Source organism: Streptomyces sp. NPDC050759 (assembly GCF_044456945.1).
Lineage (GTDB): Bacteria > Actinomycetota > Actinomycetes > Streptomycetales > Streptomycetaceae > Streptomyces.
Genome location: NZ_JBITGI010000007.1, coordinates 174,936 through 191,272 on the forward strand (window position 1 = coordinate 174,936; position 16,337 = coordinate 191,272).

11 protein-coding genes and 1 pseudogene are annotated in these 16,337 nt (G+C 71.0%); 4 read left to right on the top strand and 8 right to left on the bottom strand.

Going from position 1 to position 16,337, the window contains the following annotated elements; all coding sequences use genetic code 11:
- Positions 1–2 precede the first annotated feature (2 nt).
- From ACIBJB_RS22245 to ACIBJB_RS22265, 5 genes are all read right to left on the bottom strand, one after another.
- Positions 3–623 carry a GTP-binding protein gene (locus tag ACIBJB_RS22245; RefSeq protein WP_398932829.1) on the bottom strand — a complete coding sequence of 207 codons (621 nt, stop codon included), beginning with the start codon at positions 621–623 and terminating at the stop codon, positions 3–5.
- A complete protein-coding gene (locus ACIBJB_RS22250) occupies positions 604–1,026 on the bottom strand; it encodes a DUF742 domain-containing protein (protein ID WP_398932830.1) in 423 nt (140 codons plus the stop codon). Before ACIBJB_RS22250 ends, ACIBJB_RS22245 begins: the two co-directional genes overlap by 20 nt.
- Positions 1,023–1,430: a roadblock/LC7 domain-containing protein gene (locus ACIBJB_RS22255; protein ID WP_007380839.1), complete on the bottom strand. Its 408-nt coding sequence runs from the start codon at positions 1,428–1,430 to the stop codon at positions 1,023–1,025. The genes ACIBJB_RS22250 and ACIBJB_RS22255 overlap by 4 nt, the downstream gene beginning before the upstream one ends.
- Positions 1,427–3,016 carry a sensor histidine kinase gene (locus ACIBJB_RS22260; RefSeq protein WP_398932831.1) on the bottom strand — a complete coding sequence of 530 codons (1,590 nt, stop codon included), beginning with the start codon at positions 3,014–3,016 and terminating at the stop codon, positions 1,427–1,429. Before ACIBJB_RS22260 ends, ACIBJB_RS22255 begins: the two co-directional genes overlap by 4 nt.
- A 273-nt stretch (positions 3,017–3,289) precedes the next feature.
- A complete protein-coding gene (locus tag ACIBJB_RS22265) occupies positions 3,290–3,931 on the bottom strand; it encodes a TetR/AcrR family transcriptional regulator (protein ID WP_398932833.1) in 642 nt (213 codons plus the stop codon).
- Between the two features lie 749 nt (positions 3,932–4,680).
- Here ACIBJB_RS22265 and ACIBJB_RS22270 point away from each other — a divergent pair.
- The 4 genes and pseudogenes from ACIBJB_RS22270 (at position 4,681) to atzF (ending at position 11,444) form a co-directional block, all read left to right on the top strand.
- Positions 4,681–5,505 (top strand): urea amidolyase associated protein UAAP1, encoded by an 825-nt coding sequence (locus tag ACIBJB_RS22270; RefSeq protein ID WP_398932834.1) that lies wholly within the window; start codon positions 4,681–4,683, stop codon positions 5,503–5,505.
- Positions 5,502–6,092: pseudogene (locus ACIBJB_RS22275) on the top strand (urea amidolyase associated protein UAAP2); the annotation flags it as partial. The gene ACIBJB_RS22270 and the pseudogene ACIBJB_RS22275, both read left to right, overlap by 4 nt.
- A gap of 107 nt (positions 6,093–6,199) precedes the next feature.
- Positions 6,200–9,736, top strand: a complete 3,537-nt coding sequence (locus ACIBJB_RS22280; RefSeq protein WP_398932835.1) for a 5-oxoprolinase/urea amidolyase family protein — start codon at positions 6,200–6,202, stop codon at positions 9,734–9,736.
- A 61-nt stretch (positions 9,737–9,797) separates the two neighbouring features.
- Positions 9,798–11,444 (top strand): allophanate hydrolase, encoded by a 1,647-nt coding sequence (gene atzF, locus ACIBJB_RS22285; protein ID WP_398932836.1) that lies wholly within the window; start codon positions 9,798–9,800, stop codon positions 11,442–11,444.
- A gap of 93 nt (positions 11,445–11,537) precedes the next feature.
- Here the strand turns inward: atzF and ACIBJB_RS22290 are convergent, their stop codons facing one another.
- From ACIBJB_RS22290 to tatC, 3 genes are read right to left on the bottom strand one after another with little or no spacing between them, the layout of a single operon-like run.
- Complete coding sequence (locus ACIBJB_RS22290; RefSeq protein ID WP_398932837.1) at positions 11,538–14,402, bottom strand: DEAD/DEAH box helicase; 2,865 nt, start codon at positions 14,400–14,402, stop codon at positions 11,538–11,540.
- 58 nt (positions 14,403–14,460) lie between these two features.
- On the bottom strand, positions 14,461–15,351 hold the full coding sequence (locus ACIBJB_RS22295; RefSeq protein ID WP_398932838.1) for a diacylglycerol kinase: 891 nt from the start codon (positions 15,349–15,351) through the stop codon (positions 14,461–14,463).
- Positions 15,352–15,382: 31 nt separating this feature from the next.
- Complete coding sequence (gene tatC / locus ACIBJB_RS22300; protein WP_398932839.1) at positions 15,383–16,333, bottom strand: twin-arginine translocase subunit TatC; 951 nt, start codon at positions 16,331–16,333, stop codon at positions 15,383–15,385.
- Between the last annotated feature and the right edge of the window lie 4 nt (positions 16,334–16,337).

Sequence of the window (16,337 nt, forward strand, 5' to 3'; positions counted from 1 at the left end):
GCTCAGGCCGGTGTCTTCTCCGTCGCCAGGGAGTGCAGGAATTGCAGCAGCGTCATCAGCACGTCCCGGCTGGACGCCCGCCGTCGCGCGTCGCATTCGAGGATCGGGATCTCCTCGCTCAGGTCGAGCGCGTTGCGCAGGTCCTCGATGGCGTGGCGGGGGCCGTCGGGGAAGGTGTTGACGGCGACGACGAAGGGCACGCCGCGCTCCTCCAGGCGGTCCATGACGTCGAAGCTGACTTCGAGGCGTCGGGTGTCCACCAGGACCACCGCGCCGAGTGCGCCTTCGAACAGGCCGTTCCACAGGAACCAGAAGCGTTCCTGGCCCGGGGTGCCGAAGAGGTAGAGGACCAGTTGGTCGGTGATGCTGATGCGGCCGAAGTCCATGGCCACGGTGGTGGCCGTCTTGGTCTCGGAGCCGTAGTTGTCGTCGACCCCGATGCCGGCCTGGGTCATGGTCTCCTCGGTGGTCAGCGGTTTGATCTCGCTGACCGAGCCGACCATGGTCGTCTTGCCCACGCCGAAGCCGCCCACGATGACGATCTTCACCGCGGCTTCGGCGGTTTGCGGGAGGTGGTCCTCTGTTCGCGGACCGGGGATGGTGTCAGAGCCTTTGAAGTCCATGCATCACCGCTTCGAGGAGGGAACGGTCGGCCAGCGCCTGGCGGATGACCGGGGCACGGGCCGTCACCAGTTCGGCCGTCAGCAGCTCGGTGAGCAGGACGGTCACCACGCTGAACGGCAGGCTGAGATAGGCGGACAGCTCGGCCACGGACAGGGGGGCCGTGCAGAGCCTGAGCAGCGCCGCCTGCTCAGGCGTGGCGGAGGGCGGCGGGTCGGCGTGCGCCACGATTAAGGTGACCAGGTCGAGTTCCGAGCGCTCGGCTCCGTCGGGGCCGGTGATGACGTACAGCCGCTCGGGGTTCTTCTTCGGTCCCTCGGGTGGGTTCTGGCCCTCCTGCGGGGGTGGTGGAGCCGGTTCCGGACTGGCCTTCGGGAATCGCCGTCGGCGTTGTGGAGGAGTCATACGGTCTGCCCGTTCCGCCGGGGCGGACTGGTGAGGTGCGCGCCGATGCGGACGACCAGGTCGCTCATGCGGGCGCTCATGTGGCCGGGTTCGGTGATGATGTCGGAGAGCACCGCGAGGTAGGCGTTGGGGCCGGCGGCCATCAGATAGAAGTAGCCCCCGTGGATCTCGATGAGGACCATCTTCATCTTGCCGTCGCTGCCGGGGATCTCCCCGGCCACGGCGCCCGCCAGGCTCTGCAGGCCCGCGCAGGCGGCGGCGACGCGGTCGGCGGTGTCCGGGTCTCCGCCGTGCCGGGCGATGCGCAGGCCGTCGGCGGAGAGCACCACGATCATCTGGATGCCCGGTACGCCTTTGGCGAGGTCCTGGAGCATCCAGTCGAAGTTGCCTCGCTGCTGGATCACTTGAGGTTCCCCTCGTCTTCGGCCTCGGTACGGGCCGGTTCGTCGGTCGGCTGGGTGACTGCGGAAGAGGTGGGCCGCTTGAGGCCGTCCATGAAGGCCTGGACCCACAGGCCGGGCGGGGTGTCGTCCGGCGTCTGCTCCGGCTCCGGCTCGCGCTGGGACGTCGACCAGATCGTCGGACGGCCTTCCCGTTCGGCGCGTTCGATCTCGGCCTGCTCGGCGTAGCGCTGGGTGAGCGAGGTCTTGACCCGGCTGCGGCGCTGCGGCAGCCCGTTGGCCGTCCACTCGGTGACCTCCGGGACGTCGTCCTCCATGGAGACCGGTGTCGTGAACTTGGGGCTGGTGGGGCGGCGCTTCTTGATCGTGCGCTTGGGGCCGGGCAGGGCGCCCAGTTCGGCCTTGGGCACGGCGGTGGCGCCGATGCCGTGGGCGAGTCCGACGCCGGGCTCGTCGGTGAGCATGTCGCTGGGCACGACGAGGATGGCGCGCACACCGCCGTACGCGGAGGCACGCAGGGAGACCTGCATGTCGTACGCCGCGCACAGGCGGCCCACGACGGCGAGGCCGAGACGCGGCGACTCGCCCAGATCCTGGAAGTCCACACCGGCCTTGGCCCGCTCCAGCATGCCCTCGGCCCTCAGGCGGGCCTCCTCGCTGAGGCTGACGCCCGCGTCCTCGATCTCGATGCAGACGCCGGTCTGCACCTCGGTGGCGGTGACGTGCACCTTGCTCTGCGGCGGGGAGTACCGCGTGGCGTTGTCGAGGAGTTCGGCCGCGGCGTGGATGACCGGCTCGACGGCGGTGCCCTTGACGTTGACCTTGGCGATCGAGGACAGGTCGATGCGCCGGTACTCCAGGATCCGGGACATGGCGCCGCGCAGCACGCTGTACAGCGCGACCGGCTCCGGCCACTGGCGTCCGGGGCGGCCGCCGCCGAGGACGGAGATGGAGTCGGCGAGGCGGCCGATCAGCGCGGTGCCGTGGTCGATGCGCAGGAGGTCGTCGAAGACCTCGGGGTTGCGGCCGTGGTCCTCCTCCATCTCCCGCAGTTCATTGGCCTGTTGGTGGACGATGGCCTGGACGCGACGCGCGATGTTCACGAAGGAGCGCTGCGCGGCGTCACGCATGATCTCCTCGGTGTCGACGATGTTGAGCACCGTCTTGAGCAGCCGGATCTGCGCCTCGGGGAGGTCCGCCCACGCGGGGTCGGCGTCGCCGAGTTGGCGAATCACCTCTCCGGGGGAAATTCCGCGGCGCAGCCAGTCCAGCGCGGTGGGCGCGATCTCCTTGGCGAACCGGGTCAGCTCCTGGTCCTGGTCGGCGATGCGCCGCTTCAGGTCCGCGGTGTGACGGACGTGCTCGAGACGCTGGTCCCGCAGTTCACGACCGCGCCGGACGGCTTCGGCCGCCACCGCGATCACCAGCAGCGTGGCGATGGCACCGCACCAGCCGACAGCGGCCCTGGCGGGCTGCTGCACTGCCGCGACGGCGGCCCCGGTCGCCGCGGCCATGACTATGGCGGGGAGCAACAGCACGCGCGCATACGGCAGTTCACGGCGTCCTGGGGGGGATTGAACACTCACCATGTGGGCCCTCTGAGACGTATCGACGGGGAGTCGCACATATAGGGAACAAGCGCACGAATACACATCAACTCGGTGCGCTGCGGGCGAGCTTAGTCCGACCGGATCATCGCCGTGTCATATTCAGCAAGCACCTGAAACGGGCATTGCGACTGGAGTAACCTCGGCCCATTTGCACGCTCTGGCATCATTCGAACACGGGCAGTTAAGGCGTACTGGCGTACGAGACACCCTCACCGTGACGGGTGAAGATCGACTTCCGGTCGGGTACCGGGCTCAGATCCCGGCGATGCGCAGGGCCGCGTCCGCGGTGGCCTCCGCGAAGACCGAGACGGGGCGCTCGGGGTCGGAGCGGTGGATGAGGATCACACTCTCGATCAGGCCGAACAACAGGTCCGTGCGCAGGTCGAGCTCACTCTTGGCGAGGGCGCCGCCCGCCGGCGTGGCGGCGAGCAACTGCCGGTAGGCGTCCTTGAGTTCGGCACGCACGGCATGGAAACCGGCGAACCGCTCGGCACGCACCTCGGGCAGCAGGTAGAGGCCGCCGAGATTGTGCGGCCCGTCACACAGCACCTCGGTGTCCGCGCGGCACAGCTCCCACAGCCGGTTCTCGGCCGGGACCGTGTCATCGGCGAGCAGCTCGCGGGCGTACGCCAACGAGGGCGTGACGGTGGACTCCAGGAGCTCGGCGAGGAGCTCCTCCTTGCCGGAGACGTAGTGGTACATGGACGCCTGCCGCATGCCCGCGCGCTCGGCGACCGCCCGGGTGCTGGTGGCGGCGTAGCCCAGGGAGGTGAACAACTCGGCTGCGGCGACGAGGAGTTCGTCACGCGGTGACAGCCCGCTGTCCGGCCGCCGAGCGGCCCGCGGCCTGCCGACCCGTCGCCCGGACTCCCCCGCACCGCCTGTCGTACCCATGCGTTCGATCCTCGCACACGGGGGCGCGGGGATCTCCAGGCGATCCACAGGCGCCACCCGGCCACCGACACCCCCGCACGCCCCAACCCCGGGGCGCATGCCGCGCGACCGCCGACACCCCGGCATGCCCCAACCCCCGGGGGCGCGGGGATCTCCGGGCGATCCACAGGCGCCGGGCGCCCGCCGACGTCCCGGCATGCCCCAACCCCCGGGGCGCGGGAGTCTCCGGGCGATCCACAGACGCCGGACGGCCCCTCCCGGCATGTTCCCCAGCGGCGCAGGGATCTCCGGGCGATCCACAGGCCCCACCCGGCCACCGACCTCCCGGCACGCCCCCCAACGGGCGCGGGGATCTCCGCGTCATCCGCAGGCGCTCGGGCAGCCGCCGACACCCCGGCACGCCCCAACCTCCCCGGGGCCGCAGTGGTCTCCGCCTGATCCACAGGCGCCGACCGGCCGCCGACACCCCCGCACACTCCGACCTACCCAGCGCCGCGGGGATCTCCCCGTGATTCACACGCGGCAGCCGTCCGCCGACACCCCGGCACACCCCAACCTCCCCCGGGGCCCAGGCTCTATCGACTTACAGCTCCCGCGCGGGCGCGACCACCCCCCACCGCCCCACACCCGCCGACACCCCTGTGAGCCCCCGGTAACCCCCTGGCAACGCCCGAGCAATCCCTCCGACCCGCGCCGCGCCTAATTTCTGTCGAGCGACAGAAATAACCCCCGGAGCCGGAGGTCCCGCCATGGCCACGCAGACCACGTACGGAGCCCGAGACCACGCCCGCGCCCAGGAGGGCACCCGCGCCGAGGCCATGCCCGTCGTCCCGGCCGGCGACTGGCCGGATCCGCCCTCCGAGGCGGGCCGTCTGGTGTGGGCGGAGACCGTCGCGGGCGGCAACTACACCCACCGCGTCCTCGCCCGCGGCACCGAACTGCGCCTCACCGACCCGCACGGAGACGCCTGCGCCCACCTCCTCCTGTACGCGGAGGGTCGCCCCTGGGAGCGTCTGAACGTCGCCGACACGGTCAAGGTCCAGTGGAACGCCTACCTCGGCGAGGGCCAACTGCTGCTGTCCGACCAGGGCCGCGTGCTCGCGAGCGTCGTCGCCGACACCTCCGGCCGTCATGACGCGCTCTGCGGCACCTCCACGCTGGTCAGCAACACCGGGCGCTACGGCGACGGCACCCCCCAGAGCCCCTCCCCCGCCGGCCGTGAGCTCTTCAAGCTGGCCGCCGCGAAGAACGGCCTCGAACCCCGCGACCTCCCCCCGTCCCTCTCCTTCTTCCAGGGTGTCCGCATCCGCGAGGACGGCACGCTCGACTTCACCGGCTCGGCGGGCCCCGGCGGCAGTGTCACGCTTCGCGCCGAACAGGACGTGACGGTACTGATCGCCAACGTCCCGCACCCCGCCGACCCACGGCCCGACTACGTCAGCACCCCCCTGGAGGTCCTCGCCTGGCGCGCCGAACCCACCCGCGCCGGCGACGCCCTCTGGGACGCCACTCCCGAAGGCCGCCGCGCCTTCCTCAACACCGCCGAATTCCTGGCCTCGAAGGGACGCGCATGAAGACCGTGGTTCCGGCCCGCGCCGCCTGGTCCCGTGTCCTCCGCGAGGGCGAGACGCTCACCATCACCGACCTGCACGGCAACCAGGCCGTCGACTTCCTCGTCTACGACGCCCACGACACGGCGGTCCGCTACAGCGCCCCCGACACCATCCAGGCGCAGGGCGGCATCTTCCTCACCACGGGCAGCGTGCTGATGTCCGGCGAGCACACCCCGCTGATGACGGTCACCGCCGACGACGTGGGCCGCCACGACACCGTCGGCGGCGCCTGCTCCAAGGAGTCGAACACCCTGCGCTACGGCCATCACACCTGGTCGCAGCACGCCTGCGTGGACAACTTCCTCGCCGAGGGCGCGAAGCACGGCCTCGGCAAGCGCGACCTCGTCTCCAACATCAACTGGTACATGAACGTGCCGGTCGAGAAGGACGGCACCCTCGGCATCGTCGACGGCATCTCCGCCCCGGGCCTCTCGCTCACCCTGCGCGCCGAGCGCGACGTCCTCGTCCTGGTCTCCAACTGCCCCCAGATCAACAACCCCTGCAACGGCTTCGACCCGACACCCGTGGAGATGACGATCGGGGCCGCGGAGACGATGACCAGGACCCCTGAGGCGACGCCCGGGACCGATGAGACGACGCCCGGGACCCCTGAGACGACACCCGGGACCGCTGAGACGACGATCGGGGCCGCAGAATGACCTTCGACACCCTCCTCGTCGCCAACCGGGGCGAGATAGCCGTCCGGATCATCCGCACGGCCCGTGAGCTGGGCCTGCGGACGGTCGCGGTGTACTCCGACGCCGACCGGGCCGCACCGCACGTCCGCCTCGCCGACCAGGCCGTGCGCCTCGGCCCCGCACCCGCGAAGGAGTCGTACCTCGACACCGACCTGGTACTGAAGGCGGCCAAGGACTCGGGCGCGGGCGCGATCCATCCCGGTTACGGCTTCCTGTCCGAGGACGCCGCCTTCGCCCGCCGCTGCGAGGACGCGGGGATCGTGTTCGTGGGTCCGACGCCCGAGCAGTTGGAGCTCTTCGGCGCGAAGCACACGGCACGCGCGGCGGCCGAGGCGGCCGGAGTGCCGCTGGCACCGGGCACGGGACTGCTGCCCTCTCTCGAGGAGGCCCTCGAATCCGCGGCTGCCATCGGCTATCCCGTCATGCTCAAGGCCACGGGCGGTGGCGGCGGCATCGGCATGTCCGCCTGCCACTCCGCCGACGAACTGACCGACGCCTGGGACCGGGTGCAGCGCGTCGCCGCCGCCTCCTTCTCCTCCGCCGGCGTCTTCCTGGAACGGCTCGTCGAGCACGCCCGCCATGTCGAGGTGCAGGTCTTCGGCGACGGCGAGGGCAGGGTCGTCACCTTCGGCGATCGCGACTGCTCCCTCCAGCGCCGCAACCAGAAAGTCCTCGAGGAGGCTCCGGCACCGGGTCTCCCCTCGCACGTCCGCGCACAACTCACGGACAGCGCACGCGAATTGTGCGCGGCGGTCGGCTACCGCTCCGCGGGAACCGTCGAGTTCGTCTACGACGCCGCCCGCGAGGAGGCCTACTTCCTGGAGGTCAACACCCGTCTCCAGGTGGAGCATCCGGTCACCGAGGAGATCTACGGCGTCGACCTGGTCGCCTGGATGCTCCGCCTGGCCCGCGGCGAGCGGGACGTCGTACGCGAGCCGGACCCGCCGCACGGCCACGCCGTCGAGGCACGCATCTACGCCGAGGACCCCTCGCGTGAACACCGGCCCAGCGCCGGGCTGTTGACCCGGGTCGAGTTCCCCACCGGGGTCCGGGTCGACGGCTGGGTGGAGACCGGCACCGAGGTGACGACGTCGTACGACCCGATGCTCGCGAAGATCATCGCGTACGGTCCCGACCGCGCCCACGCCCTCCGCCGGCTGGACGAAGCCCTGGAACGCACCCGCGTCGACGGCATCGAGACCAACCTGGGCCTGGTCCGGGCGGCGCTCGCGAACACCGACTTCAAGACGGCCACCCACTCCACGGCGACCCTCTCCGGGGTCCAGGACCCGACCCCACGCATCGAGGTCGTGGCCGCCGGCACCCTCACCACCGTGCAGGACTGGCCGGGCCGTACCGGCTACTGGCAGGTCGGCGTACCCCCGTGCGGCCCGATGGACGACCGTTCCTTCCGGCTCGGCAACACGGCGCTGGGCAACCCGGAAGGTGCCCCCGGCCTCGAATGCACCTTGCAGGGCCCGTCGTTGAGGTTCACCCACGCCACGACCGTCTGCGTCACGGGCGCCCCCGCCCCGGTCGCCGTCGACGGCGCCCCGGTCGCCCAGTGGGAGCCGGTGACCGTGCCCGCGGGCGGTGTCCTCGAGGTGGGCACACCCGCCGAACACGGTCTGCGGACGTACGTCCTCTTCGCGGGCGGCCTCGACGTCCCGGCCTTCCTCGGCAGCGCGAGCACCTTCACACTGGGCCGCTTCGGCGGACACGGCGGCCGGGCCCTGCGGACGGGTGACGTCCTGCACGGAGGCCACCAGGCGGAGGAGACGTCGGTCACAAGGCCTCCGGCTGGAGGAACACCGGTCGAGGACCGCCCCTCCTACACCTCCACCTGGCACATCGGCGCCGTGGAAGGCCCGCACGCCGCCCCGGAGTTCTTCACCGAGGACGACATCCGCGACTTCTACGCCGCCGACTGGAAGGTCCACTTCAACTCGGCCCGCACCGGTGTCCGCCTGGTCGGCCCCAAGCCCCGCTGGGCCCGCAGCGACGGCGGCGAGGCCGGCCTGCACCCCTCCAACATCCACGACACCCCCTACTCGGTCGGCGCGGTCGACTACACGGGCGACATGCCGGTGCTGCTGGGCCCGGACGGCCCCTCCCTCGGCGGGTTCGTGTGCCCGGCGACCGTCATCAGCACCGAGCGCTGGAAGCTGGGTCAGCTGCGCCCGGGCGACACCGTGCGCTTCATGCCGGTGGACGCCTCGGGCGAGCCCCGCCCGGCGATCGTGGACGGCGGTGTCCTCGCCCGCGACGGTGATGTGACGTACCGCCGCAGCGGCGACGACAACCTGCTGGTCGAGTTCGGCCCCATGCAACTGGACCTGGCGCTCCGCATGCGGGTGCACGCGCTGATGGACGCGGTGGCCGAGCAGGGCCCCGACGGCATCACCGACCTCACCCCCGGCATCCGCTCCCTGCAGATCCAGACGGACCCCAGCCGCATCGCCCAGCACGAACTCCTCACCGTCGTCCGGGAGATCACCGCATCCCTCCCCCCGTCCGACGAGTTGGTCGTCCCCTCCCGCACGGTCCACCTCCCCCTCTCCTGGGACGACCCCGCCACCCGCGAGGCGATCGCCCGCTACATGGCGGGCGTTCGGGACGACGCGCCCTGGTGCCCCTGGAACATCGAGTTCATCCGCCGCGTCAACGGCCTGGAGTCGGTGGACGACGTCTACCGCACCGTCTTCGACGCGGAGTACCTCGTCCTGGGCCTGGGCGACGTCTACCTGGGCGCCCCGGTGGCCACCCCGCTCGACCCGCGCCACCGCCTGGTGACCACGAAGTACAACCCGGCGCGCACCTGGACGGCCGAGAACTCGGTCGGGATCGGTGGAGCGTATCTCTGCATCTACGGCATGGAGGGCCCCGGCGGCTACCAGTTCGTGGGCCGTACGACCCAGGTGTGGTCGCCCTGGCAGCAGCGCGGCGCGTTCGAGCCGGGCTCGCCCTGGCTGCTGCGCTTCTTCGACCGCATCAGCTGGTATCCGGTGGACGCGGACGAACTCCTGGAGTTGCGGGCCGACATCACGTCCGGCCGCTTCGTTCCCCGGATTGAGGAGGGCACCTTCTCGCTCGCCGAGTACCAGTCCTTCCTCGCCGAACACGCCGAGTCCATAGCGGAGTTCAGGTCACTTCAGCAGGCGGCCTTCTCCGCGGAGCGGGACGCGTGGGAGGCGGCGGGCGAGTTCGCGCGGGCGGCGGAGACGTCCGCACCGGCCGCCCCTGCCGCCGAGGTGACGGTCCCTGCGGGAGGACGTCTCATCGAAGCCGAATTCGCCGCCTCGGTATGGCAGTTGAACGTCGAGCCGGGTGACGAGGTCGCCGCCGGGCAACCACTCCTCGCTCTGGAGGCGATGAAGATGGAGTCCAGGGTGCACGCGCCGACGGACGGCGTGGTCGCGGAGATCCTGGCCCGGCCGGGCGACCAGGTGGAGGCGGGGACGGCACTGCTCGTCCTGGCCCCGCCCGCACGGTGAAACCCGTCCTGGCCCCGGCCGCACAGTGAAACCCGGTCGCACAGTGAAAGAGGAGCGAGCCATGTCCACCACCGTCACCCGGGTCCGTGCCGCCTACGACCGCGTCGAGGCCGTGGACCGCCCCGAGATCTGGATCGACCTGCGCCCGCGGGAGGAGGTCGAGCGGGAAGCCCGGACGATCGACGAACGGCTCGCGAAGGGTGAGCAACTCCCTCTCGCAGGACGCTTGTTCGCGGCCAAGGGCAACATCGACGTGGCCGGCCTGCCCACCACGGCGGGCTGTCCGTCGTACGCCTACCGTCCGGAGGCCGATGCCCCGGTCGTCGCCGGTCTCCGGGCGGCGGGCGCGATCGTGCTCGGCACCACGAACCTGGACCAGTTCGCGACGGGCCTGGTCGGCACCCGTTCCCCGCACGGCGCGGTCCGCAACGCGTACGACCCGGCCAGGGTGAGCGGCGGCTCCAGCTCCGGCTCGGCGGTCGCGGTGGCCCTGGGCATCGTCGACTTCGCCCTCGGCACCGACACGGCGGGCTCGGGCCGGGTCCCGGCCGCCTTCAACGGCATCGTCGGCCTCAAACCCACCCGCGGTCTGGTCCCCACGGCCGGAGTCGTCCCGGCCTGCGCCTCGATCGACTGCGTGACGGTGTTCGCCCGCACCCTGCCGGAGGCCGAGCAGGCCTTGTCCCACATGACGACCGGCACGGCCCCGCCCCTCCCCGGACGCCGCCCCGGCCCGTGGCGGATCGCTGTTCCCGCGCGCGACCAGCTCGGCGAACTCGACGAGGGCTGGGTTCAGGCGTACGAGGCAGCGGTGGAGCAGCTCGCGGCGGCGGGCGTGACGCTCCGCGAGCTGGATCTGTCGCCCTTCACCGAGGCGGCGGCGATGCTCTACGAGGGCGCCTTCGTGGCCGAGCGCTACACAGCGGTAGGAGCATTTGTCGACAAGGCGATAGAAGCAGGTGACGACTCCCTGGACTCCACGGTCGCCGGCATCATCACCCGGGCCCGCGACCTCCCGGCCCACCAGCTCTACGCCGACATGGACCGCCTGGCCGCGCTCCGCACGCGCGCGCTGGCCGAACTGGCCGACGCGGACGCCCTCCTCCTGCCCACCACCCCCGGCCATCCCACGCTCGCCGAGGTGGCCGCCGATCCCCTGGGAGCCAACGCCCGCCTGGGCCGCTTCACCAACTCCACGAACCTCTTCGACCTGGCCGCGGCCGCCGTCCCGGCGGGCGAGTTGAACGGACTCCCGTTCGGCGTGATGCTGGTCGGCCCGGCCTACACCGATGAGCGGTTGGCGAGGATCGCGAGCCTGCTCCAGCCGGAGACCCGGCTCGCGGTGGTCGGCGCGCACCTGACGGGCCAACCGCTGAACCCCCAACTCCTCGCGCTGGGCGCCCGCCTGGACCGTACGACCACAACGGCGCCGGTCTACCGCCTGCACGCCCTGCGGACGACCCCACCGAAGCCGGGCCTGGTCCACGTCGGCGAGGGCGGCGCGGAGATCGAGGCAGAGGTGTGGCGCCTGTCGGCGGAGGGCCTGGGCCGCCTCCTGATGGCCCTCCCTCGCCCGATGACACTGGGCAGAGTAGAGCTGTCGGACGGAACCCAGGTCCCAGGCTTCCTCTGCGAACCTGCCGCGCTGACCAACGCGGAGGACATCACGCAGTACGGCAGCTGGCGTTCATATCTGAACAAGGAGTAGGTCAGCCACCCCAGGGGCGCGGGGCCGCATCGATATGCGGCTCCGCCGCGTGGGCGCGACCAGCCACAGAGCACCCGCACCCGCCCCCGAACCTCACCCCACCGACGAGTACGCCACAACCCCCCGCAACAACAGATCAACAGCCTTCCGCGCGTTCTTCGCAACGGACGAAGACCCGCTCCCCCCCGACACCGGAGCCGCAGCCGAGATCTGCCCCAGCACGTCGATCACCTGCTTGCACCACCGCACGAAGTCCCCGGCAGGCATCTCCGCCTCCCGCAGCACCTCGTCGAGCCCCTTCCCGCTGGCCCACATGTACGCGGACCAGGCGAACCCGAGATCCGGCTCCCGCTGCCCGACCCCTTCGGTCTGGTTGATCCGGAAGTCCTCCTCGAGGGCGTCGAGCCGCCCCCAGATCCGCACCATCTCACCGAGCGCCGCCTTGGCCTTGCCGGACGGCACCTTGGGCGCCATGGCGTCGTCGCCGACCCGGGACTCGTACACCAACGCCGAGACGCACGCGGCCAGTTCGGCAGGGGCGAGACCCTCCCAGACCCCTTCCCGCAGGCACTCACTGGCCAGGAGATCGAGCTCGCCGTACAACCGGGCCAGCCGCTTGCCGTGCTCGGTGACCTCGTCGGACCGCAGATAGTCCAGCTCGGTGAGCAGTGCCACGATCCGGTCGAAGGTGCGGGCGATCGTGTTCGTACGACCCTCGATGCGCCGCTCCAGCTGCGAGGTGTCCCGCAGCAGCCGGTGATACCGCTCGGCCCAACGGGCGTGGTCCTCACGGTCGTTGCACCCATGGCAGGGATGCGCCCGGATCGCCGTCCGCAGCCGCGCGATCTCGCGGTCGTCGGCCGCCTGGGAGCGCTGCTTACGGGCCCGCTCCGGCGGGATGTGACCCGCCTTGGCACGCAGCGCGGAGGCCAGGTCCCGACGGGACTGCGGCGAGCGCGCGTTGAAGGACTTCGGGATCCGCATCCGCTCCAACGGCTCGACCGGCACCGGGAAGTCCATCGACGCAAGCCGCTTGACCTGCCGCTCGGCGGTCAGCACCAGCGGCCGCGGGCCGTCGTGGTGCTCGAAGCCCCGGTGGCCGTTGGACCGCCCGGCGGGCAGGCCCGGGTCCAGCACCAGCGCGAGACCGGCGTACTTGCCCGTCGGCACATGGATGACGTCGCCCGGCTTGAGCTTCTCCAGTGCCACGGCTGCCTCGGCCCGCCGCTGGGCGACTCCCTGCCGGGCCAGCTCGGTCTCGCGGTCCTTGAGCTCGCGGCGCAGCTGCGCATACTCCTCGAAGTCACCGAGGTGGCAGGTCATCGAGGCCTTGTAGCCGTCGAGGCCCTCCTCGTTGCGCTGCACCTGGCGCGAGATCCCGACGACCGACTTGTCGGCCTGGAACTGCGCGAACGACGTCTCGAGCAGCTCACGCGAGCGGTGCCGGCCGAACTGTTCGACGAGGTTGACCGCCATGTTGTACGACGGCTTGAAGCTGGAGCGCAGCGGGTAGGTGCGCGTGCCGGCCAGTCCCGCCAGGTGCTCCGGGCTGCTCCCCCGCTGCCACAGCACCACGGCGTGACCCTCGATGTCGATGCCGCGCCGCCCGGCACGCCCCGTCAACTGGGTGTACTCGCCGGGAGTGATGTCGGCGTGCTGTTCGCCGTTCCACTTGACGAGCTTCTCCAGCACCACCGAGCGCGCGGGCATGTTGATGCCCAGGGCGAGTGTCTCGGTCGCGAACACGGCCTTGACCAGGCCGCGCACGAACAGTTCCTCGACGACCTCCTTGAAGGTCGGCAGCATGCCCGCGTGGTGGGCCGCGATGCCGCGCTCCAGGCCCTCCAGCCACTCGTAGTACCCGAGGACGTGGAGATCCTCGTGCGGAATGGACGCGGTGCGCTCCTCGACGAGGGCGCGCACCTTGCCCCGCGCCTCGTCGTCGTTGAGCCGCAGTCCCGCGTACAGGCACTGCTGTACGGCCGCCTCGCAGGCGGCGCGGCTGAAGATGAACGTGATGGCGGGCAGCAGGCCCTCGGCGTCGAGGCGCTCGATGACCTCGGGCCGGCTCGGCGTCCACACCTTCGACCGCTGCCGCCGCTCGCGCTCCCGGTCGGCCTCGCGCATGGCCCTGCCGCGTCTGCGGTCCTGGTACGACGGCCGCTGGGCCTCCATGCGGGCCAGCCGGGCGAGGTCGGGGTTGACGGCCTTCTTGCTGCCCTCGCCCTCCTCGAACAGGTCGTACATCCGGCGCCCGGCGAGCACGTGCTGGAACAGCGGCACGGGCCGGTGCTCGGAGACGATCACCTGGGTGTCGCCGCGGACGGTGTCGAGCCAGTCGCCGAACTCCTCGGCATTGGACACGGTCGCCGACAGCGACACCAGGGTCACCGACTCGGGGAGATGGATGATCACCTCTTCCCATACGGCGCCCCGGAAGCGGTCGGAGAGGTAGTGCACCTCGTCCATGACCACGTATCCGAGTCCGAGGAGGGTCTGTGAGCCCGCGTACAGCATGTTCCGCAGCACCTCGGTGGTCATCACGACCACGGGGGCATCGGAGTTGACGCTGTTGTCGCCGGTGAGCAGGCCGACCTTGTCGGCGCCGTAACGGCGGCTCAGGTCCGCGTACTTCTGGTTGGACAGTGCCTTGATCGGTGTCGTGTAGAAGCACTTCTTGCCCTGCTGGAGGGCGAGGTGGACGGCGAACTCGCCGACGATCGTCTTGCCGGAGCCGGTGGGCGCGGCGACCAGCACGCCCTTGCCCGCTTCGAGAGCCTGGCAGGCCTCGATCTGGAAGGGGTCGAGACCGAAGTCGTACATCTCGCGGAAGCCCGCGAGCGCGGTGGCCTGCTCGGCTGCCCGCAGGCGGGCTGCCGCGTACCGCTCGGCCGGGGAGAGGTCCTCTGTCATCGTGCTTTCGAGCGTACCCGGCGGCACTGACAACACGACGATCATTATCCGGATCGGAGCCTGCGGAACCTGCTCTTCACGCAGTTCACGGGCCCATCGCAGTTCAGGGGCCCACCACGGACACCGCCCCGCGGACACAGCGCGCGCTCATCGGCAGCGGCCCGAGCGCCTCGCCGTCGGCGTAGCCCGTGACGTCCTCTGCGGCGATCTCGACCCGCGCGGCCCGCTCCACGGTCACCTTGGGGTGGTCGACGTGGGTGCCCCGGTACACGCTCGGGAACACCCGCAGCAGGGTCGTGCGGCTGCAGTCCCCGACCACGGTGATGTCGAAGAGCCCGTCGGCGAGGTCCGCGCCCGGGCAGATCCGCATGCCACCGCCGTACGACGACCCGTTGCCGACGGCCACCAGGGTCGCCTCGACCTCGCGGACCCGGCCGTCGTCGAGGGTGATCCGGTACGGGACGGGCCGGAAGGCGGCCAGTTCGGCGAGCATCGCGAGGTCGTACTTGAGGCGGCCCGCGGGCCATGTCATGCGGTTGCCGCGGTCGTTGACCCGGGAGTCGAAGCCGGAGGCGAGGACGGTGGCGAACCAGTGGTGACCGACCCGGCCCAGGTCGGTGTCGTGGACCCGGCCCTCCTTGAGGGCGTCGGCGATCAGCCGGCCCGCGGCGGCGGGATCGCGCACCGGCAGGCCCAGGGTGCGGGCGAAGTCGTTTCCGGTACCGACGGCGACCAGACCGAACGGGGTGCGGGTGCCGGCCACGGCCTGGAGGGCGAGGTTCGCCATTCCGTCGCCGCCGACGGCGACCAGTGCCCCCGTGCCCTCCTTGACGGCGGCACGCGCGCGTGCGAGGGCGTCGGCGGCGTCCTCGCCGAGCACGGTCCGCACGGCGAAGCCTGCCGCCCGCAACGCGGAAGCGGCCGGCTGCGCCGCGTGGGCGCCCCGGCCGCGGCCCGCGGTGGGGTTGACGAAGAGGGTGATCTCGCTGGTCACGGAAGTGACCTTACGAGCCGCTTCCCGGTCGTCAGGTCACGTCGTCATAACCGTTGACCCGGTCCGTGCCCGACTGCTCGGGCAGCGCCCGGCTCGCGGAGACGGTCTCGACCTCGCCGATGTCCTCGGGGGTGAGGTCCAGGTCGGAGGCCTCGTCGTCGTCGGGGCCCTCGGCCTCACGGCGGCGCCTGCGCCGGTCGTTGAGCAGGGAGAAGGCGGTCGCCGCGAAGTAGAGGATCCAGATCGGCGCGGCGAGTGCCAGCATCGTCAGCGGGTCGGTGCTCGGTGTGGCGATGGCGGCGAACACGGTGATGGCCATGATCATGCCGCGCCACCAGCCGAGCATCCGCTTGCCGGTGATCAACCCGGTGAGGTTGAGGAAGACCAGCAGCAGGGGCAGCTCGAAGGAGAGGCCGAAGACCAGCACCATGCGCAGGACGAGGTCGAGCAGGTCGTCCAACGGCAGCAGGTTGGCGGTGCCCCCCGGGGTGAAGCCGATGAGCACCTGGGCCGTGGTCGGCAGGACCGAGTAGGCGAAGTAGGCGCCGACGAGGAAGAGCGGGGCGCCCGTGCCGACGAACGCGTAGGCGTACTTCTTCTCGTGCCGGTGCAGGCCGGGGGCGACGAAGGCCCACAGCTGGTAGAGCCAGACCGGTGAGGCCGCGACGACGCCGGCCATCAGCGACACCTTCAGGGCCAGTGTGAAGGGCGTCAGCAGACCGTTGATCGTGATCTCGGCGCACGGCTTGGTCGACTGTGTCGACTTGGCCAGTTCCGCGAAGGACTTGTCACAGCCGACCGAGTCGAGGATCGGCTTGGTGATCAAGTTGATGATGTCGTTGTAGAAGAAGGCGGCCACCACCGTGACGATGACGATGGCCAGCATCGCCTTCGCGAGCCGGTTGCGGAGCTCACGAAGGTGATCCGCGAGAGGCATCCGCCCCTCGGGATCCCTCTCTTCTCTGCGGGCAGACTTCAGCAACCCA

Coding starts and splice junctions, on each gene's coding strand:
- ACIBJB_RS22245 (WP_398932829.1), bottom strand. CDS start 623: ATGGACTTCAAAGGCTCTGACACCATCCCCGGTCCGCGAACAGAGGAC.
- ACIBJB_RS22250 (WP_398932830.1), bottom strand. CDS start 1,026: ATGACTCCTCCACAACGCCGACGGCGATTCCCGAAGGCCAGTCCGGAA.
- ACIBJB_RS22260 (WP_398932831.1), bottom strand. CDS start 3,016: ATGGTGAGTGTTCAATCCCCCCCAGGACGCCGTGAACTGCCGTATGCG.
- ACIBJB_RS22265 (WP_398932833.1), bottom strand. CDS start 3,931: ATGGGTACGACAGGCGGTGCGGGGGAGTCCGGGCGACGGGTCGGCAGG.
- ACIBJB_RS22270 (WP_398932834.1), top strand. CDS start 4,681: ATGGCCACGCAGACCACGTACGGAGCCCGAGACCACGCCCGCGCCCAG.
- ACIBJB_RS22280 (WP_398932835.1), top strand. CDS start 6,200: ATGACCTTCGACACCCTCCTCGTCGCCAACCGGGGCGAGATAGCCGTC.
- atzF (WP_398932836.1), top strand. CDS start 9,798: ATGTCCACCACCGTCACCCGGGTCCGTGCCGCCTACGACCGCGTCGAG.
- ACIBJB_RS22290 (WP_398932837.1), bottom strand. CDS start 14,402: ATGATCGTCGTGTTGTCAGTGCCGCCGGGTACGCTCGAAAGCACGATG.